Annotated in this window: 12 protein-coding genes; all 12 read left to right on the top strand. The window is 49.1% G+C overall.

Going from position 1 to position 20,525, the window contains the following annotated elements:
* The first annotated feature begins 61 nt into the window (after positions 1 to 61).
* The 12 genes from NF543_RS18775 (at position 62) to NF543_RS18720 (ending at position 20,524) form a co-directional block, all read left to right on the top strand.
* Positions 62 to 3,202 (top strand): SusC/RagA family TonB-linked outer membrane protein, encoded by a 3,141-nt coding sequence (locus tag NF543_RS18775; protein ID WP_257669725.1) that lies wholly within the window; start codon positions 62 to 64, stop codon positions 3,200 to 3,202.
* 5 nt (positions 3,203 to 3,207) lie between these two features.
* Entirely contained in the window at positions 3,208 to 5,139 is a 1,932-nt protein-coding gene (locus tag NF543_RS18770; RefSeq protein ID WP_257669724.1) for a RagB/SusD family nutrient uptake outer membrane protein, read from the top strand.
* Between the two features lie 111 nt (positions 5,140 to 5,250).
* A complete protein-coding gene (locus NF543_RS18765) occupies positions 5,251 to 6,477 on the top strand; it encodes a DUF4959 domain-containing protein (RefSeq protein ID WP_257669723.1) in 1,227 nt (408 codons plus the stop codon).
* Positions 6,478 to 6,489: 12 nt separating this feature from the next.
* The gene (locus NF543_RS18760) at positions 6,490 to 7,602 is read left to right on the top strand and encodes a DUF4998 domain-containing protein (RefSeq protein WP_257669722.1); all 1,113 of its coding nucleotides are present in this window, start codon (positions 6,490 to 6,492) and stop codon (positions 7,600 to 7,602) included.
* On the top strand, positions 7,592 to 8,209 hold the full coding sequence (locus tag NF543_RS18755) for a BNR-4 repeat-containing protein (RefSeq protein ID WP_257669721.1): 618 nt from the start codon (positions 7,592 to 7,594) through the stop codon (positions 8,207 to 8,209). Before NF543_RS18760 ends, NF543_RS18755 begins: the two co-directional genes overlap by 11 nt.
* Positions 8,197 to 8,304: a glycoside hydrolase family 88 protein gene (locus tag NF543_RS18750; protein WP_257669720.1), complete on the top strand. Its 108-nt coding sequence runs from the start codon at positions 8,197 to 8,199 to the stop codon at positions 8,302 to 8,304. The genes NF543_RS18755 and NF543_RS18750 overlap by 13 nt, the downstream gene beginning before the upstream one ends.
* A 7-nt stretch (positions 8,305 to 8,311) precedes the next feature.
* On the top strand, positions 8,312 to 11,467 hold the full coding sequence (locus NF543_RS18745; RefSeq protein WP_257669719.1) for a glycosyl hydrolase: 3,156 nt from the start codon (positions 8,312 to 8,314) through the stop codon (positions 11,465 to 11,467).
* A gap of 297 nt (positions 11,468 to 11,764) precedes the next feature.
* Positions 11,765 to 13,216 carry an arabinose isomerase gene (locus tag NF543_RS18740; protein ID WP_257669718.1) on the top strand — a complete coding sequence of 484 codons (1,452 nt, stop codon included), beginning with the start codon at positions 11,765 to 11,767 and terminating at the stop codon, positions 13,214 to 13,216.
* Positions 13,217 to 13,308: 92 nt separating this feature from the next.
* Complete coding sequence (locus tag NF543_RS18735; RefSeq protein WP_257669717.1) at positions 13,309 to 13,875, top strand: sigma-70 family RNA polymerase sigma factor; 567 nt, start codon at positions 13,309 to 13,311, stop codon at positions 13,873 to 13,875.
* A gap of 91 nt (positions 13,876 to 13,966) precedes the next feature.
* The gene (locus tag NF543_RS18730; protein ID WP_257669716.1) at positions 13,967 to 15,205 is read left to right on the top strand and encodes a FecR family protein; all 1,239 of its coding nucleotides are present in this window, start codon (positions 13,967 to 13,969) and stop codon (positions 15,203 to 15,205) included.
* A 204-nt stretch (positions 15,206 to 15,409) separates the two neighbouring features.
* Positions 15,410 to 18,709, top strand: coding sequence for a SusC/RagA family TonB-linked outer membrane protein (locus NF543_RS18725; protein WP_257669715.1), 3,300 nt, complete (start codon positions 15,410 to 15,412; stop codon positions 18,707 to 18,709).
* 21 nt (positions 18,710 to 18,730) lie between these two features.
* Positions 18,731 to 20,524 (top strand): RagB/SusD family nutrient uptake outer membrane protein, encoded by a 1,794-nt coding sequence (locus tag NF543_RS18720; protein WP_257669714.1) that lies wholly within the window; start codon positions 18,731 to 18,733, stop codon positions 20,522 to 20,524.
* Position 20,525 lies beyond the last annotated feature (1 nt).

Here is a 20,525-nt window from a genome sequence, read left to right as displayed (position 1 = left end):
CGCAGCGTAGGAATCGTTCAATAAGATGAACGCGTTACAACATGTCAAACAATAATCGATTATGAAAAGTATTATCGCATTTCTATTATTATTATGGCCCATCTGTTTGCTACAGACAACGGTCGCGCGGGCCGCCGTGCAGCAGACAGAGGTACGAGGAACGGTGACCGATAGTACGGGGACGTTGTTATCCGGTGTCAGCGTTAAAGTGAAAAACCAATCCGAAATCGGTACATCCACCGATGTGAATGGCCGCTATATACTGGCTGTGCCCGAGGGTAGCGTACTCGTATTTTCCATGGTCGGGTATACGGCCCAGGAAATTCCCGTTGAGCAACACGCGGTGCTGGACGTGACGTTGGCGCTGGAGCAATCGGATATCGATGAAGTAGTCGTGGTTGCCTTTGGTCGGCAGAAGAAGAAGGACGTGGTCGGCGCAGTTACAACGGTGAATCCTTCCCAACTGAAAATTCCGTCGAGCAACCTGACCGCTGCGTTGGCGGGGAATGTGGCGGGGATCATTGCGTATCAGCGGAACGGCGAACCGGGGCAAGACAATGCCGACTTCTTCGTACGGGGCATCACGACATTTGGTGCCAACACCAACCCGCTGATCTTAATTGATAATATCGAACTAACCACCACCGATTTAGCTAGGCTCCAGCCGGATGATATCGCCAGTTTCTCGGTGATGAAAGACGCAACCGCCACCGCGCTCTATGGCGCCAGAGGAGCGAACGGGGTTATTTTGGTGACCACTAAGCAAGGGACTGTCGGTCCGGCAAAAGTTTCTTTCAGAATAGAAAATTCGGTATCAGCCCCTACCCGGAAAGTCGAGCTGGCCGACCCCATAACGTATATGAGACTGGCGAATGAAGCGGTGTTGACGAGGGACCCACTCGGTGAATTACCTTATTCGCAGGAAAAAATCGAGTCTACAGCTGCAGGTTACGACCCGATACGTTATCCGACCAATGACTGGATGAGTATGCTGATGAAAAACTATGCAACCACCCAACGGGCTAACCTAAGTGTAAGCGGTGGCGGTGGTGTCGCCCGTTATTACGTGGCAGGCTCACTGAATAAGGATAATGGCATCTTAAACGTAGATAAGCGAAACAATTTTAATAATAATATTGATAATAAATCTTATACGCTGCGGTCAACCGTGAACATCGATTTGAGTAAAACTACTGAGCTAATTGTGAGGCTGAGCGGTGTTTTCGATGATTACAGCGGTCCGCTCAACGGGGGTACGGAGACCTATCAGATGATCATGCACTCCAATCCGGTCAGGTTTCCGGCCTATTATCCACTCGATGCCGAGCACCAACACGTTAATCACATCATGTTTGGTAATGATGATAATGAGTTCGTAAACCCTTATGCGGAAATGGTAAGGGGATATAAGGATAAATCCCGTTCCCAGCTGCTGGCACAGCTCGAAATGAAACAAAACCTGAGCTTTCTGACGGAAGGACTGAATGTAAACGGACTATTAAATATATCTAGGCTTTCGCAATTCTCTGTAAATAGATTTTACAATCCGTATTACTACCAGATGGGTAGTTATGATATGGCCACCGGAAACTATTCGCTTATTCAGACGAACGACGGGACAGAGTACCTTGACTATGCCGAAATTAATCCCGACAAAGTCACCAATTCTACCTTCTACTTTCAGGGTATTGCCAATTATTCCAGATTGTTTGGCAATAAGCATAACCTGAGCGGCCTGTTCGTGTTTATGGCTCAGCAAGCCCTGAACGCCAATACGGGCGAACTACAGTTGTCACTGCCATCGCGTAACCTGGGGCTTTCCGGCCGTGCCACCTATTCGTATGATGACCGTTACTTCGGCGAGTTTAATTTTGGTTACAACGGGTCCGAACGTTTTCATGAATCACGCCGGTTCGGCTTCTTCCCGTCAGCAGGAGTGGCCTGGATGGCATCCAACGAACGTTTTATGGAACCTTTCCTTAATACCATTTCTAAATTGAAATTTCGTTTCTCGTATGGTTTAGTGGGTAATGACCGGATAGGCCGTGCTGAAGACCGCTTTTTTTATCTTTCACAGGTTGATATGGGAAATGCCGGCCGGGGCGCAACCTTTGGCGAAGAATTTTCGGAATTCTTGCCCGGTGTCTTGATTAACCGGTACGCGAACCCGGAAATAGGCTGGGAAACTGCCCGGAAGGCCGATTATGCTGTCGAATTAAGCCTTTGGAATAAGCTGAACATCATTGCTGATTATTTTACTGAATACCGTAGCAACATCCTGATGCCGAGGGCTTCCATTCCCACCACTATGGGGCTTACTGCTCCCGTCAGGGCCAATTTGGGCGAGGCATCCGGCAAAGGGATCGATTTCAGCTTGGACTACACGCAGAATTTTTCTTCCGATCTGTGGGCTGCTGCCCGTGTCAACTTTACCTACGCGACCAGTAAATATGAAGTGTATGAAGAACCCGTTTACCTCGAACCCTGGCGGTACCATGTTGGCCGGCCATTAAGCCAAACCTATGGTTATATCGCTGAACGGCTCTTTGTCGATGATGCGGAGGCCGCCAACTCTCCGGTTCAGGAGGTAGGGAACTCGTTATACGGAGGTGGCGATATTAAATACACCGACGTGAACAAGGATGGCCGGGTAAACAGCTTGGATATCGTCCCTATTGGCAATCCAACAGTGCCGGAAATTGTCTACGGATTTGCTTTTTCACTGGGATACAAAAATTTTGATCTATCTGCCATGTTCCAAGGGATAACCAACGAGTCGTTCTGGATCGAAGTGAATAGCCGTAAACCCAACCAGGAATGGCTTAATTCCACGACGCCATTTTATAGGGAAACACAGTTGCTGCAGGTCTACGCCGATAGCCATTGGTCTGAGGAGAATCGGAATATATATGCGCTGTGGCCCAGATTAAGCACCACGATTAATGAAAACAATGTGGTACCCAATACGTGGTTCATGCGCGATGGCACCTTTCTGCGCCTGAAACAGTTAGAAATTGGTTATAATTTAAGCCAGGACCTGATAGAGCGGCTCAGGTTATCCAATTTCAGGGTGTATCTCAGCGGTACCAACCTACTTACATTCAGTAAATTCAAATTATGGGATGTGGAGATGGCCGGCAATGGTTTGGCCTATCCCATACAGCGGGTATTTAACTTAGGGATAAACATGTCATTCAATTAACAAGCATGAAAAATTTAAGATTACAGGAACGTATAAAACCCCTTGTTTTAATAGGCGGAATGATTTTCCTGCTGGGTTCGTGCAAATACCTAGATGTGGTACCGGAGGGGGTCAGTACGATTGACAACGCCTTTTCCATGCGGAACCAAGCGATAAAATATTTGTATACCTGTTATTCCTATATGCCAAAGGACGGGAATATCGGATTAGACCCTGCATTGATGAGTGGGGATGAAGTGTGGGCAGTTCCACAGGGTTCGGGAGCAGTCATTCCCTTCAATTACGAGGCAGTTAATATTGCGCTAGGTGCGCAGAATGCGAGCAGTCCGCTAATTCACAGCTGGAATAGCCTATATCAAGGAATCCGTACCTGCAATATCTTTTTGGAAAATATCGGCAATGTGCCTGATCTGGAGGATTGGGAGCGGTACCAATGGGTTTCGGAAGTGAAGGTCCTGAAAGCGTATTATCACTTTCGCCTGTTACGGATGTATGGACCAATTCCGGTCATCAAAGTCAATCTACCCATTGATGCGAGCGAAGAGGATGTGCGTGTCGCAAGGGATCCCGTAGATAGCTGTGTCAGCTACATCGTACAATTACTGGATGAATCGGTTGAAGGATTACCCATTACGATTGCCAGCAGGGGAGAAGAACTGGGCCGTATTACCAAACCCATCGCACTGGCCCTCAAAGCCCGGGTACTGGTAACAGCGGCAAGTCCGTTGTTTAATGGCAATGCCGATCAGACTACCTTGAGAAATCCGGATGGGACTGTATTGTTTAACCAGGGGTCCGACGCCGGGAAGTGGGTTATTGCGGCCCAGGCCTGTAAAGATGCCATTGATGTGTGTGTAGGCGAATTGGGTATGGGACTGTATGCGTATCCGGGAAACCCGCAGTTTCCTTTATCAGATACCATATTAACAGAACTCACCCTGCGCAATGCTTTTGCCGAACGGTGGAACGACGATATTATATGGGCCAATACCCAGAGTCTTTCCGCAAATTTACAGCAAAACTCAGCTCCTAAGCTGGATATCAGGTATATCGACTACTCACAAATGAGAATGCTGACCGGAGCGCCTATCAAGATCGCTGAGCAGTTTTACAGCAACAACGGCGTACCCATCAGGGAAGACAGAGACTGGGACTATAGCCGCAGGTTTGAAGTGAAAACCGCAACAGTAGCAGACAACCGGTATATCAGGCAGGACTACCAAACGGCGTACCTTAATTTTAAACGGGAGCCTCGGTTTTATGCCAATTTGGGTTTTGATGGCGGAATATGGTACGGACAGGGTGTTTACGACGATAGGAATCCGTCAAGTTTATATTACATGACCGGCCGCAAAGGCCAGATGCATGGTGCGGGAGGTTCCCATTTTGGGCCCATTACGGGCTATCAGATCAAGAAATGGATTCACTTTGAAAATGTGCAGATCAGCCTGACAAGCTATTCTATCCGCAATTATGCCTGGCCACTGTTTCGCCTAAGCGATCTGTTCCTGCTGTATGCAGAAGCATTAAATGAAGCAGCTAACACCGACGCTAACCGCACGCAGGCACTTGAATATGTGGATATGGTGAGAGAACGTGCTGGCCTGAAGTCCGTAAACGAAGCGTGGACACAACATTCAACGAATCCGGATAAGTTCAGATCGCAAGAAGGACTTCGGCAAATCATTCACCAGGAGCGGTTGAACGAGCTATGTTTTGAGGGCCAGCGTTTTTGGGATATCCGGCGCTGGAAAACCTTAGCGGATTATTATGGCACCCCTATACAGGGCTGGGATTTACAACAGGCCGACCCCGCTTATTATTACCGGCCAAGACTGGTTTTCAGGCAGGAATACCGCCTTCGGGATTATTTCTGGCCCATTGCACAGGCTGATCTCACGGTCAACCCCAATATGGTACAGAATATCGGATGGTAGTTGTTCATTGTTCTACAATTAGCTATTGTTTAAAATGAAACCTGCATGTGCTACCACTGCTGCCTGCGGTAGCTGGCAAGCTTCATCGCCACTTAAAATCAATTTATTCTGATGAAAAAAGTATATTTTCTAATTACAGCTGGCCTAATAGGCCTGTTGTATAGTACCTGTAAAGAGGATACGCGGCTCAATCTGATAGATGATTCAGCTCCTGCTCCAGGAGCAGTTTCCGGCGTTTCCGTAAAAAACATACCAGGCGGCGCGGTTCTGCAATATAAAATCCCAACAGATAAAAATATGCTTTATGTGAAGGCCGTTTATACGACCAACAGGGGAGTGGTACGCGAATCAAGGGCATCATATTATGTAGACACCCTGCTTATTGAAGGTTATGGTGCATCTGGTTCATACCCAGTTACCCTTTATGCTGTAGGTAAGAACGAAAAGATTTCCGAACCACTTACGGTTCTTGTCGAACCGTTGCCGCCTGCGGTGGAACTATCGTTTCCGGATCTGGAAGTGAACGAAACGTTCGGCGGTGTGCGTATTTCTTTTAAAAATGAATATGAAGCCAATCTGGCCATTTCGCTGATGTACGATTCGCTGAAGAATGGTATGTGGAGACCTTTGCAGACCTTCTACACCAAGTCGCGCACCGGAAGCTTTTCATACCTGGGGCTGGATTCACTGGATGCCCGGTTTGGTATTTATCTGCGTGACCGGTGGGATAATAAATCGGATACGTTAATCAAAGAGCTGACTCCCCTGTATGAAGAGCGGTTACAAAAACCTTATATTGAATACAACTTAGCATCCGATACCTATCTTCCTGTAGAAGGAAGCCAGAATTATGCCCTGCCCCAGATTTGGGATGATATTACGTCCAGCGTGAACAATGATATCTTTGCAACACCCCATACCTCACCCATACCACAAACGTTTACGTTCAGGCTGAATGATCCGGCGATTATCAGCCGGATCAGAGTACACCATCGCCAAAATTCGGAATATGCGGGCGCCAATGTCAAAAGGTTTCAGTTGTATGGATCTAATGCAGCAGTTCCCGGTGATGATTTGGCTGGTGGAGACTGGACTTTACTCGGCGAATTCGAATCGTTTAAGCCGTCAGGACCCGGAGGTGCCGTCACACCGGAAGACAAGGAGTATGCCAATGTCCAGGGTGAAAACTTCGAGCTCGTGGTAACCGATAAAGTCCCCAACCCTTGGATCCCGGTTCGTTACATCCGCTTCAGAAGCATGGAAACATGGGCCGGTAATACGACAACGGGACAGGTTATCATAGCGGAGATTACCCTTTCCGGACAGGTTCAAAAATAAATATTATAGTATATGAAAACGATAATATATACAATGCTCATCCCGGCTATGCTGATTTCGGCATTCAGCTGCAAGGAGATGGATGACAGTTATAAAGCGTATGTTGTTCCGAATGGCACGACTTATCCGGCGAAGGCTTCTTCGCCGCAGGTCTATGCCGGCAAGGATCGTCTGCAGATCAGCTGGTTACGGGGCAATGATCCCAATGTGACATGGGCTGTTATTTACTGGAATAACTTTATTGATTCCGTTGTCGTACCCATTCCTGAACAGGGGGATACGATCAGCCAAATCATCCAGCCCTTAACAGAAGGAATTACTTATTCGTTTGTTATCAAGACATTTGATGACGATGGGCATGTTTCGGTTCCGGTAGAAATTAGCGGAAAAGCGTATGGGATCAGGTATCAGGAAAGCTTGCTGGCGCGGCCGTTGAGCACCGCTCTACTTGATGCCAACGGTAACCTGACACTGCAATGGGCTGATGCGGATATAGCCAATGGAGCGATCAGAACGGAAATAAAATATACGAGTGATAATACTCAACAGGTTCTTCATGTGCATGTGGATTCAACCGAAACAACGATCGATGATTACCAGGGAGGCGCTGCTTTCCAATACAGAACCGCATTCATTCCGGATTCATTAGCCATTGATACGTTTTACACCGAGTTTGCGACAAGCGATCCATTTGAGTTTGATAAAAAGGATTGGTTCATCGCGGCCGTTTCTTCCGAACATCCCGGTGAAGCAAATATGGCAAAAAACCTCATAGACGGTACCGATGCCACGCGCTGGCACGCGAATGCTAACACGTCCAATTATCCGCATTTTGTTACGTTCGATCTGGGAATGGAGCGTACCATTGCTCGTTTGGGCGTATGGGGAACCACGAATGCTTTTAATCCGGTAGACCCGCGTGGTCCGGATGTGATACAGTTTCTGGTGAGCAGTGACAACATCAATTGGGCCGATCTTGGAACATTTGATTACAACCGCTTAATTAACGGTGAGCAGCTATACCATTTCGAATCACTGCCAAAAGCTCGTTACGTTAAACTGGTGGCCGTATCAGGTCCAGAACGATTCGTTGTTTTGGGAGAATTCAGCGTTTATGGATATTAAACTATTTTTTTTCAGTCTGATTTTGTTCCCCTTATCCGCTTATCCGCAAAGGCATACCCAGCAAACCATGACAAACGTGGGCATGGGCTGGGCACAAAATTCTGTCAATACCGTCGTGTTGGGAAAACGCCAACAGGGCACCGATGAATGGGAGCTGGAAGTCACGTCCTATAAAGGGAACAATACAGATGCGCATAATGCGATCAGCATTATGGTCGACGGCGATGGCTATCTCCACATGTCATGGGATCATCACAACAATCCATTACGGTACTGTAAGAGCACCGAACCAGGCGCTTTGGTCATGTCGGAAAAATTACCGATGACCGGCCAAAAAGAGCAACAGGTCACTTACCCCGAGTTTTACAGCTTTCCGAATGGTGATCTGTTGTTTCTGTATAGGGATGGAGGTTCGGGGAATGGCAACCTGATGTTGAATCACTACCATACGAAAGAAAAGAAATGGAGCAGGTTGCAGGACGGACTCATCAATGGCGAAGGAAAGAGACGCTTTTTTGCAGATGATTACCTGATAGGCGATTTGTATTGTAAACTATATGCTCAATATAAAGACCGAACGGCAAACTGGGCTATGTGCAAAAGATAGGCGACCAGCCTGAGCCGGCTACCTACGAAGATACCGATGGCTTCGGCGTTGGTGCTTTTTTGCTTGCGGCCAGTGAGCTGCTTAAGTTAAAGTAAACAGGATATGAAAAAGATGAATCGATTTCTCAAAACAGATAGGCTAAAGGTGACTGCCTTGGTCTTGTTTGCATTATTGTTTTCCGGTAAATCACCCGCACCGGATATTCCGCGTTCCCGGGATTCGTTTTCTTATCTTCGGGAGCATTTCGCTTCTCCCGGCAAGGAATATGGCAGTGCGCCGTTATGGGTTTGGCATACTAAGGTCACCAAAACGATCATCGATTCCATGATGACCGAATTTAAAGCAAATGCTTTCGGCGGGGTTATGGTCCATCCGCGCCCCGGATTGGTCACGGAATACTTATCCCCGGAGTGGTTTGACTTGTTCAGGTACACCGTAGAAAAGGGGAAGGAACTCGGGATGAACGTCTGGATATATGATGAGAATTCATATCCTACCGGATTTGCAGGCGGCTTGCTGCAGGAACAGATGCCTGCTGCCCAAAACCAGGGGCAGATGCTTCAGCTGAACAAGGTCAATCTCCTGCCGGTTGTATTTCATGATCTGGTTGCATGCTTTATTGTAAAAGGTAACCAGATCGAAGACATTACATCATCCATGGGGCCGTACCTCGGAAAACCGGGCAATTATTACCTCATCACCAAAGCGTATTACACCGCCAACCGCGGGATATTGAGCGGTCCTGTCGGATTCTCGTACATAGACCTGATGGCGGAAGGCGTCACTGAAAAATTCATCGATATCACTTTTAAGGGGTATAGAAATGTTGCCGGTGCGGAATTCGGAAAAACCATACCGGGTATCTTTTCAGATGAACCCAGTATTCCGACGGAAGGCCCCAACCGGATCCGCTGGACGCCGGACCTGTTTAGTACGTTTAAGCGACAGTGGGGTTATGATCTTCAGCAGCATTTGCCGTCGCTGTTTGAAGAAGTGGGCGATTGGAAGCATGTAAGGCATAACTATCAGTATGCGCTTTTGCACCTGTTTACGGAACGGTGGGCTAAACCAATGCAACGGTACGCAGCGAAACAAGGGCTTATCTGGACCGGCCATTATTGGGAGCATGGGTGGCCCGACCCGCAACATGTGCCGGATAATATGGCGATGTATGCTTGGTTTGACCAGCCGGGCATTGATATGCTGTTCAACCAGTTTAATGAAAATAGCCCGAATGCACAGTTCGGAAACATCCGCGCGGTAAAGGAGCTGTCGAGCGTCGCCAACCAGCTTGGAAAAAAAAGGACGCTGAGCGAGACGTACGGCGGGGGCGGCTGGGATGTTACGTTCAAAGACCTGAAAAGACTGGCCGACTGGGAGTTTGCGCTGGGCGTCAATTTCATGAACCAGCACCTCTCGTTTATGACGCTTACCGGCGCCCGGAAATACGATTACCCGCCGAGCTTTTCTTATCACAGCCCTTGGTGGCCGTATTACCGCGACCTGAACCAGTACTATGCCCGTCTATCGCTGGCGCTGTCCAGCGGCCGTCAGGAAAATAGTATCCTGGTGCTGGAGCCGACCACATCGGCCTGGATGTATACAGGGCCCGGAGGAAAAAATAAACGGTTCTATGAAATTGGGTCGCGTTTTCAAGACTTCGTAACCACGCTTACAAAGGCGCAGGTAGCATACGACCTGGGATCAGAAGATATAATCAGTTACGCAGGAAATATCCGGAATGGTCAGTTTATTGTTGGTGAAAGGGGTTATACGATGGTGGTGATTCCACCCGGAATGGACAATCTGAACGGGAAGACTTTGGATTTACTCCAACAATACCTGGCAGCGGGAGGGAAAGTGCTTGGGTTTGAAACGATAAAAACGATTAACGGTAAGGAAACCAACGAGCCGCGAATAGGAACTATGGTGGGGTATCAAAAAACAGGCGAACTCTCCGGCGAAATAATCGAGCGGCATTTCCGGTCCGACGGTTTCCGCATCGATACGGAAGGAGGAAACCTGTTTCATCACCGGCGCTTGCTGGACGATGGCCAGCTATTGTTCCTCTCGAACGCCAGTCTGGAACAGGAGGCGAAAGGCAGCGTGCGGATCAAAGGCAGCGATGTGCTGCTGCTGGATCTGTTTACAGGTGAACTATTGGGTTACCCGGAAACCGGTGCGGATGGTGGATTTGCCGTTGTTGACGTTACCGTTCCCCCGGCTGGCAGTCTGCTGCTTTTCAGCGCTGATCAAAAACAGCAAGGCCTGAAGGACTATTTACTTCCTGCGAACGGTATATCGATGAAGAGTGGCCTGACGGAAATCCGACGGGCTGCGGAAAATATACTGACCCTCGATTTTTGCGATCTGCAGATACATGGTACGGACACCGTGTTACAGGATGTTTACGTCCCCAGGGCTTCTAACCTGGTATTTCGTCAGCTAGGCTTTTCGGAAGGCGCCGGAAATCCTTGGTTTAATCAAACGCAATTCAAACAACGTATCGTAGAGCGGGATACGTTTTCAGCGGGTACCGGGTTTACAGCGACATACCGTTTTTTTGTGGACGAAGGCGTTAACCATCAGAAATTCCGTGCAGTGGTGGAGCAGGGATCGCTATGGAGCAGTATCAGTGTAAATGGCAAAGAAATCCATCCGGATGGAGAGATGTGGTGGCTCGACCGCGCCTTTAGTGCACTGGAGATAGGCGCATTTGTTCGGGCAGGCGAAAACGTGCTGACCCTGTCCGTCGATCCGATGAGCATTTATGCCGAGATTGAGCCAATTTATATCCTGGGGGATTTTAACCTCCGCACTGCGGACAGGGGCTGGCACATCACCGCATCGGAACCCTTGGATTTCGGCAGCTGGAATAAACAAGGGTTGCCGATGTATGCGCACGGGGTAATATATCAGAAAGAACTGGAACTGGTAGGTGGGAATGGCCGATACGCCGTAAAGCTCGATCAGTGGAAAGGAAGTGTGGCCGTAATCACTGTAAATGGTAGGCAGGCGGGAATCATCCTGGCAGAACCCAACACGTTGGACATTACGGATTACCTGAAAAACGGATCAAACCGCATCACAGTGGAGGTGATTGGAACGCTTAAAAATTTATTGGGCCCTTTTCATAACACACCAGGAAAGGGTATTGCCGGGCCGGGCTTCTGGAAGGCCGACCGGTATCCGCCGGGAAGCCAGTACGACACGTTTGAATATGGTTTGATGAACGATTTTGAGATCGTCAACTATTAAATCTTTCAATCATCACTAATCGTTTATGATCGCAAACGCCATTACTATCTTGTGCCTGTCAGGCCGCTGGGGAAGACACGTATACCGGCCGTGAAGAATGGGTGGCAGTACATGCCGAGCAAGCCTGCCTCACGAAGTGGATTATACACCAGGGGATCTTTAGGAAAACAAATAAACGGTATCCATGATACCGCGGCATGAATACGGATAGATCAAAAACTACATGCACCGTATCAATTTCTACATGGGTTTACGATACAATTAAAAATACTTTTAACATCTTGAAGAAGCTACGATATGATGAAAAAACAGCCGTCAGGCAAACACCAGCTTAGGGTAGGGCTATTTGGGATAGGTCTCGAAGCTTATTGGGAACAGTTTCAAGGATTGAAATCGACCTTGGAGCAGTATCTAGCGCTGGTGGAGAATCGTTTCAGGGAATATGACGGAGTGGAATTGGTGAGTCTTGGATTGATTGATTCGCCCCTCAAGGCCATGGAGGCCGGTCATCATTTTCGCCGGGAAGATGTAGACATCATCTTTTTGTATGTGACGACCTACGCCTTGTCGTCTACGGTACTGCCGGTGGTACAACGGGCTAAAGTTCCGGTGATTATCCTCAATTTATCGCCTGCGGCTGCAATCGATTATGTCTTGTTCAATGAATTGCCCGACCGGCGCATGATGACAGGGGAATGGCTCAAGTATTGCACTGCCTGTCCCGTACCAGAAATCGCAAATGTGTTTAAGCGGGCAGGCATTCCCTTCCATGAGGTAATAGGTATGTTACACGATGACGAAGCCTGTTGGCAGGAAATCGGCGAATGGATTGAAGCAGCCCGTGTAGCTGCCATTATGGCGCATAACCGCTTGGGGGCGATGGGCACATACTATTCTGGGATGCTTGATATTTATACTGATTTGACCCAACAACTCATCACGTTCGGCGGACACATCGAAATCATTGAGGTAGATGAGTTGACAGCATTACGGGAGGACGTTTCGGCGAATGCAATTGAAGCGCGGATCCGGGAGTTTACCGAAGTTTTCAACGTAAGTTCGGATTGTTCACAAGTAGAACTCCAACGGGCAGCACAAACGGCTATCGCGTTGGATCGTTTGGTTGAGCGGTATCGGCTCGGTTCGTTGGCGTATTACTATAAGGGGCACAATGGCAATGCCAATGAGGACACCATAAGTTCTGTGATTTTGGGAAATACGTTGCTCACGGCCCGTGGCGTTCCGGTTGCCGGTGAGTATGAAATCAAAAACGCTCAAGCGATGAAAATAATGGATAGTTTCGATGCCGGTGGCTCCTTTACTGAATATTACGCGATGGACTTTAATGACGATGTGGTATTGATGGGACATGATGGGCCCGGACATTTCCGGATCGCGGAAGGGAAGATCAAGGTCAAACCGCTAAAGGTGTACCACGGCAAGGTGGGTAAGGGATTGTCTGTGGAAATGTCGGTGAAACATGGACCGGTCACGCTCTTGTCGGTGGTGGAAGATGGTAAAGGGAAGCTGTTTTTCTTGGTGGCCGAGGCCGAATCTGTACCTGGCCCTATCCTGGAAATCGGTAATACCAACAGCCGCTACCGATTCAGTATCGGGGCACGGAAGTTTGTGGAACGGTGGAATAGCTACGGTCCTGCGCACCATTGCGCGGTGGGAACTGGACACATTGCTAGTAAAATCGAGAAATTGGGGAAACTGATAAGTATGGAAACCATTAAGATCTGTTGATAGACTATTTCTTTCAGGACAGTACAGGTTGCCCCTTTACACGAAAGACATTAGTATTGCTTTTTGCCGACTATTTGCTCAAATGCTAGATTATGACTTTGCGTAAGTTAGCTAATGAAGAAGAAGTGCTGGAAAAAATTGCCGGAGGCGATGAGCGGGCCTTCACGGAAATGTTCCATGCTTATTACAACCAGCTGGGTGAGTTTGTGCAGTTGATTATCCATGACTTGGATGCCACGGCTGAAATTGTGCAGGAAGTTTTTGAAAAAATATGGATCAACCGGGAGTCCCTACCTTCCGTCAGAAGTTTTGACGCGTACCTGTTCATCCTTTGCCGAAACCATACCTTGAGTCACATCCGGAAACAGGTGGCCGAACGGAAAAAATACGAAACCTATGTGCGAGAGACTGACTGGATCGAAGACCGGGTGGAGGAAGACACACCGCAAAACCCGCATGAACTGGTGGAACGGGCGTTGCAGAACCTACCCCCTCAGCAGCAACGGGTATTCATCTTCCGGCAACAGGGCCTGAAAAACCCTGAAATTTCCCAACGGATGAATCTTTCCATCGAATCGGTGAAAAAGTATCAGCATTTGGCGATAAAATCAATAAAGGAATTTGTGCGATGGGCAACGTTGATTTTTTTTATACTCTGACTAGCCACTTCTTTTTAATTTTTCTCATTTTTTTATTTTGATATCCACTTTTCCCCGTTTCTGCGTCTTTATGTAAACGGATGACGGATAAATGGCTAAAGGGATAGAAAAAGAACGAATTGCGGTATTGATAAATAGGGCGATACATCAAAACATCACGCCTGATGAACGCGACGAGTTATTCGCGCGGCTAGCCAATCCGCAAAACAGAGCATATGCCGAACAATTACTGGGGGAAATGTGGGAACATTTCAGTCCCGGGCGATCCATTTTTACGCAGGAGCAAGGGGTTGAAATGCTACAAGGGATCATGAATCAGCATCACCCGGAAGAAACGCCGTCATCGGAGATCCGCGCCGGTGTGGCATGGCGTTGGTGGGCTGCTGCTGCCAGTGTGATGATCGTTGCCTCGCTGGCCGTTTACCTGTTTCTATCAAAGGAGACGGCAAATAGCCCCGAATTGACGTTGGCGGAAGCGGTGGAGCAGGCCGGGATAAAACCCGGAAAAGACCGTGCTACGATTACATTGGGCGATGGCCGTACGCTCGTACTGGATGAAGCGGGCAGCGGTTTGATGGCCGAGGAGGCTGGGGTGTCCATCCAAAAGCTGACGGATGGACAAGTCCGTTATGAGCCAGCTATGGGGCATGTGGCAACAGCGACAACCCATCATACCATCGTGATCCCCAGGGGCGGCCATTGTCAGTTGGTGTTGCCGGATGGAAGCAAGGTACACCTCAACTCAGAAAGCGTGCTGAAGTATCCCGTACCATTTGAAAAACATGAACGTGTGGTGGCATTGGAAGGAGAAGCCTATTTCGAGGTGAACCGCCAGTCCGGTAACGACACGAAGCCGACCGTGAAGGATGTACCCTTTAAAGTGGTGGGCAACGGGCAGGTAGTAGAGGTATTGGGTACGGTTTTTAATGTCAAGGCGTATCCCGGTAACGACGTCAGAACGGCTTTGGTGGATGGGAGTGTCCGGGTGTCAAATACCTCAGGGGCGTCCGCATTGCTGAAACCGGGAGAAGTCGCTGTGTTTACCAGGCGTGGTGGGAACTTCACGGTAGGCAGGGTCGACTTGGATGTCGAACTGGCTTGGCATAACGGGTATTTCCTATTCAACGACGAAGCTATCGAAAGCATTATGGAGCGGGTAGCGAGATGGTATGACGTAGAGGTGGAATACCGGGGGGATTTGTCGGACAAGCGTTTCGGGGGCATTTTCAAACGGTCTAAGAGCATCGTCCAGTTGCTGGAAAATCTGAAAGATACCGGATTGATTACGTTTCACATTGAAGGAAGGAGGATCATCGTCATGGAGAACTAACGAGACAGCAGTTTGGGTTGCCAACAAAATAACCGGGGCGTTGGCCCGCACCCGGTTATCGCCTTTTATGGAGGCAATACTGGGCAACCAACCAGCGGAGTATATATGCCAATTAGTAATTAAACCCAAATTCAAATGTATAGAAAATTTATCGCAATTCGATGCGGAAAACCAATCGTTCGATCATTTCCTCATTTAGTGATTATGAAAACACTCTTGTTGCTGACGATCGCATTCATGCAATTGGCCGTAGCAGGGCACGGGCAGGAGGTGAGCCTTCATGTAAAAAATGCGTCCATCGAGCAGGTACTGTACCAACTATCGCAGGAAAGTGGGTATGATTTTATTTACGATGCCAGACTATTGCGCAAGGTGCCACGCGTGACGATGCGCGTGAGCAATGCGCCGTTTAAAGAAGTATTGGAACAGTGCTTTGCAGACCAATCGCTGGAGTTTATCTTCAATGAAGATAAGACCGTTGTGATTAAACAGAAAAGTAGATCGCATGCGATTGCACCGGCGCAGGAAACGTTTACAGGTACCGTACGCGATTCACTGGGCAATCCGTTGGAAGGCGTATCGGTATTGGTGCGCGGCACCTCCCGGGGCACGGCCACCAACGCTACCGGGCAATTCCAAATCCAGGCCGATGTGAGTGAGGTGTTGGTATTCAGTGCCCTGGGTTTTATGGCCCAGGAAATTACGTTAACAGGCCAACGGAATCTCAGCGTGGTATTGGTGCCCGAATCGGCTGATTTGGATGAGGTGGTGGTAATCGGCTATGGCACGACCACGAGGAAGGACTTAACGGGGGCGGTGAGCTCCCTGAAATTGGAGGATTCGCCTGTGGCGCTTATGCCCAATTTAAATGTCCTGGAGGCACTGAAGGGGAGCATACCAGGCCTAAATATCGGCGCTACCAATAGGGCTGGGGGCGAGCCGGACATGCAGGTCCGTGGCCAGAACTCCGTCCATGGCGACAACAATCCGCTGATTGTGCTGGACGGGGTTATTTTCCTGGGAAGCATCAGCGATATCAACCCGAACGACATTGCCAGCATCGATGTGCTGAAAGATGCCACTTCTGCGGCTGCCTACGGTTCCAGATCGGCTAATGGCGTGATTGCCATTACTACCAAAAAGGGCCGGTTCGGCAAACCGCTCATTGCTTTCAATACGTCCACCGGCTTCCAAAGATGGCAAAACCAGCCGGTGATGATGAAGGGCCAGGAGTGGGTTGAGGCCGTTAATGCCCGCAACCAATACACCGAGGGCTCCACCAATTGGTTGAAACCCGGCGAACTGGCCAATATGGAGGCCGGCCGCGAAACGGTTTGGCTGGATGAGGTAAGCCGTACCGGGGTGATGCAAAACTACCAGGCCGCGGTTTCGGGTTCGTCAGAGTGGATCAATTATTATGTTTCCACTTCGTACGATGACAATAAAAGCGTGATGGTGGGAGAGGATTTCGACCGGATTTCATTGCTGGGTAAGCTGAATACGCAGGTTACCGATTGGCTGGAGGTAGGGCTGGATGCCGGCTATAGCCGGAGGGATTATTCAGGGAACGCAGCGAATGTCCAAGCGGCCCAGCGGATGTCTCCTTATGGGGTAATGTTTCGCGATGAGGCGGGCAACCTGGAAAAATATCCTTATACGCAATCTCTCGCAAATCCATTATGGGGGGTGGACGATGGTTTGCGGGATAACCTGGATCTGCGCAATAGCCTCCGCCTGAATGCCCATGCCCTGGTCCGTATCCCCTGGGTAGCGGGACTGAGCTACCGGGCAAATTACATGACCAATATCGATCGGTACGAATCCGGGGTTTTTATCTATGAAGGATATTATGTACAGGAGGGCGAGGGACTGGAACGGTATGACCCCGCCGTGGTGCAGGGTTTCCTCACCAATAGCAACGGCTATATCAGTAATGAGCGTGCCCGTAGTTATGTAATCGATCATATTCTCAATTATAAGCAAACGTTTGAGAAACACAGCATGGATGTCACATTAGTAGCAACCAGGGACTATGTGGATACAGCCAGGGTTATTACAAGGGGATCCGACTTTGCGGCCAACGGGAACACGATCCTGGGCATGCAGGGTCTGGATAAGGCGACTGTCCAGCGGATAGAACTGGATGGCCGAAAGCGTACCAATGTTGGCTACCTGGGCCGGGTAAGCTATGCTTTCGATGATAAATATTATTTTACGGGTTCTTACCGCCGTGATGGCGCTTCGGTATTCGGGGTGAATAACAAATGGGCCGACTTTGCGGCCGCAGGGGTGGCCTGGGCGATATCCAACGAGCCTTTTATGCAAAACCTGAAGCCGCTGGACTATCTGAAACTGAAATTCTCTTTTGGGCAAAACGGCAATCAGGGGATCGCTCCTTACGGTACGCTGTCTACGGTGGCCAACGCATCCAGCGGTGGGGTAAGGTATGAGTTTTCGGATGGACCGGGGATTATCCGGTACGGTCTGTACCAAAATACGTTGGGAGATGCTGACCTCGGTTGGGAAAAGACCGAATCCTGGAATGCCGGTTTTGAATCGGCCTGGCTGGATAACCGCTTGTTCGTGGATTTGGATGCTTATTTCTCCAAAACCACCGACCAGATTTTTAGACGCAACATCCCGGTGATGACCGGTTTCAAGACGGTCGTTACGTCCATGGGGCAGGTGAATAATACCGGTATCGACCTGACGGTGCGCTCGGTCAATGTCCGAAACGCCAACTGGAACTGGAATACCGCCGCGACATTTTGGAAAAACAACAATAAACTGGTCAAACTATATGGGGAAGACCATGATGGCGATGGAAGGGAGGATGATGATATTGGAAACGAGTTGTTTATTGGACACTCCCTTGAAGCCATTTATGGCTATGTGCAGGATGGGATCGTTCAGGAAAGCGATACGGAATATATGGAACTGACGGGGGCCGCCGCCGGGGCTCCTAAATACCGGGACATCGACGGGGTACCGGGCATCACGGAAGCAGACCGGCAGGTTCTCGGGTACAGAATGGAAAATTTCAGGCTCAGCCTGAGCAATAGCGTGACCTACAAAAATCTTGATTTGTACGTGATGCTTACCGGTACTTTTGGCGGGAACAACCGGTTCTTGCAAAGCAATACCACCGCTTATTTGACCGGGGGAACAGGCAGGTTTAACGATAACATGACTTCAAAGCCTTACTGGACACCGGAAAACCCGAGTAATGAATACCCCTCAGCCTATTTTGCAGGGGATGGGCGCTACCTTGCCCTGCAGTCGCGCGGGTTTGTTAGGATTCAAGATGTAACGCTCTCCTATACCTTCCGCCAACCCTGGATGGGGCGGGCAAAGCTCCAAGCGCTGAAGTTGTTTGCAACCGCCAAAAATCTCGGCACCTTTACCGATTGGTATGGGGGAGATCCCGAAACGGGCGCTACCATCATATCCGATACGTTTCCAGTGCTTTCCACCTATGCGATAGGCCTGAATGCAAGTTTCTAATTAGATTTAAATAGATTGATCATGAACAGATTATTCCATAATAAACACATTACCGGGTTATTGTTGGTTTTTTTGATGATGGCAGGATGCAAATCGGATATGGACTTTTTAACCGAAGAGCCGCCCACATTTTACACGGTGGATAATGCATTTTCAACGGCTGCCCAGGTTGATCAGGTACTGGTATCGCTCTATTCGCATATGCGGGATATATGGGCTGCTCCAGATGGCGATGACTGGATCCGTGTTTTCCGCGGCAAAGGCACCGATATGTATGATGTGGCTAGCATCAGGCGGGGTGGGACCTTTAGCGATTACGGAACAATCAACACCAACACGGAGGCTTTTTATGAGATCTATACCACCTGGTACTATGTGATTTCCCGTGCGAACCTCGCTATCTATGCGGCGGATCTGCCGCAGATCAGCTGGTCTTCGGCAGAAGAAAAGGCCCATGTCTTGGCTCAGGCCAGGTTTTTCCGCGCTTTTGCCTACCGCAATTTGGGCGAACTTTTCGGGGGTGTGCCGATTGTCACCGAAGTCACCACTGTGCCGCGTTACGATTATGAACGGGCCAGCCGCACGGAGACCTACCAGTTTGCTATCGACGAACTGGAGGCGGTCTTGGATGACTTGCCTGAAACAACCGGTGCGGGCGGGCGACTGGTACGGGGGGTGGCCCAGCACAACCTGTGTGAACTGTATCTGGCCTTGGGCACTCACCTTGCTGATGAAGGCGGGGATGCCCAGGCTGCGTTCCTGAAATCTATCAGTTATGCAAACGAGGTAATCGATGGGGGGACATATTCCCTGATGAACACCCGCTTTGGCGGGCGCGCTGAGGAGCAGGAGGCCGTGATCGATATCTATAATAACGGCATTTTCAGGGAAAGCGAAAAAGTAGATACCTTGCGACTGACCCCCAATCATTACTGGGACTTGTTCCAGGAAGGGAGTGTCAATTATCAGGACGGCAACAGGGAATGCATTTGGGCTTTACAGGTCGATTATGACGCTTTTAAAGCAGAAGACGGCAAATCAGTACTGACTTATTCCCGTTCCTTCGGTCCTGTTTTCCGCGATGCCGCCAAAGATCATATGGTTGGCACGCTGGAAGACGTGGGCGGAAGGGGTATTTCTTCTATCATGCCTACCATGTATACCCGTGATATTATTTATGAGGGTAAATGGGCTGATGACCTACGCAATTCAGATATTGTTTTCCGCAGAAGATTCAAAGGAAATGTACCCAGTTCGCCTTACTATTTGAAGCCGGTTCCCTGGGAGGTGATGTATAACGGGAGTGGAGACGCCACAACCGATATGAATAACCGTAGCCTTTGTTATCCGGTTTCCTGCAAGATCGCAACCGATAAGTACACCGGGCTGGATGAGGGGCAGAATAGAAGCAACCTTTTTCGCGATGACTATATCATTCGCCTGCCTGAAACCATCCTGCTCAGGGCAGAAGCTAAGCAACGGATGGGCGATAAAGCCGGCGCTGCGGCAGATATCAATTTATTGCGGGAACGTGCGGAATGCGATTACCTGGTTAGTGCAGCCGATGTGGACGATGCGTTTAATTTGATCCTTGATGAACGGGCGCGGGAACTGGTTTATGAAGAATGCCGCTGGAATACCCTGCTTCGTATGGGGGGCACGATCGCGGTAGACCGTATCCGCGAATACGCTTATTGGCCTGAAACAAAGGCTACCCTGACGTTCAATTATAATCTTTGGCCTATTCCGCAAACGGTGATCGATACGAATAAGGATGTAAAATTGGACCAAAACCCCGGATGGGAGAATCGATAAT

It is taken from the genome of Parapedobacter tibetensis, from assembly GCF_024704835.1.
Taxonomy (GTDB): domain Bacteria; phylum Bacteroidota; class Bacteroidia; order Sphingobacteriales; family Sphingobacteriaceae; genus Parapedobacter; species Parapedobacter tibetensis.
This window is presented reverse-complemented; position numbering and strand designations above follow the sequence as displayed.

Bases quoted from the DNA above. Each gene is read 5' to 3' on its own strand.
- NF543_RS18775 (WP_257669725.1), top strand. From the start codon at position 62: ATGAAAAGTATTATCGCATTTCTATTATTATTATGGCCCATCTGTTTG.
- NF543_RS18770 (WP_257669724.1), top strand. From the start codon at position 3,208: ATGAAAAATTTAAGATTACAGGAACGTATAAAACCCCTTGTTTTAATA.
- NF543_RS18765 (WP_257669723.1), top strand. From the start codon at position 5,251: ATGAAAAAAGTATATTTTCTAATTACAGCTGGCCTAATAGGCCTGTTG.
- NF543_RS18760 (WP_257669722.1), top strand. From the start codon at position 6,490: ATGAAAACGATAATATATACAATGCTCATCCCGGCTATGCTGATTTCG.
- NF543_RS18755 (WP_257669721.1), top strand. From the start codon at position 7,592: ATGGATATTAAACTATTTTTTTTCAGTCTGATTTTGTTCCCCTTATCC.
- NF543_RS18745 (WP_257669719.1), top strand. From the start codon at position 8,312: ATGAAAAAGATGAATCGATTTCTCAAAACAGATAGGCTAAAGGTGACT.
- NF543_RS18740 (WP_257669718.1), top strand. From the start codon at position 11,765: ATGATGAAAAAACAGCCGTCAGGCAAACACCAGCTTAGGGTAGGGCTA.
- NF543_RS18735 (WP_257669717.1), top strand. From the start codon at position 13,309: ATGACTTTGCGTAAGTTAGCTAATGAAGAAGAAGTGCTGGAAAAAATT.
- NF543_RS18730 (WP_257669716.1), top strand. From the start codon at position 13,967: ATGGCTAAAGGGATAGAAAAAGAACGAATTGCGGTATTGATAAATAGG.
- NF543_RS18725 (WP_257669715.1), top strand. From the start codon at position 15,410: ATGAAAACACTCTTGTTGCTGACGATCGCATTCATGCAATTGGCCGTA.
- NF543_RS18720 (WP_257669714.1), top strand. From the start codon at position 18,731: ATGAACAGATTATTCCATAATAAACACATTACCGGGTTATTGTTGGTT.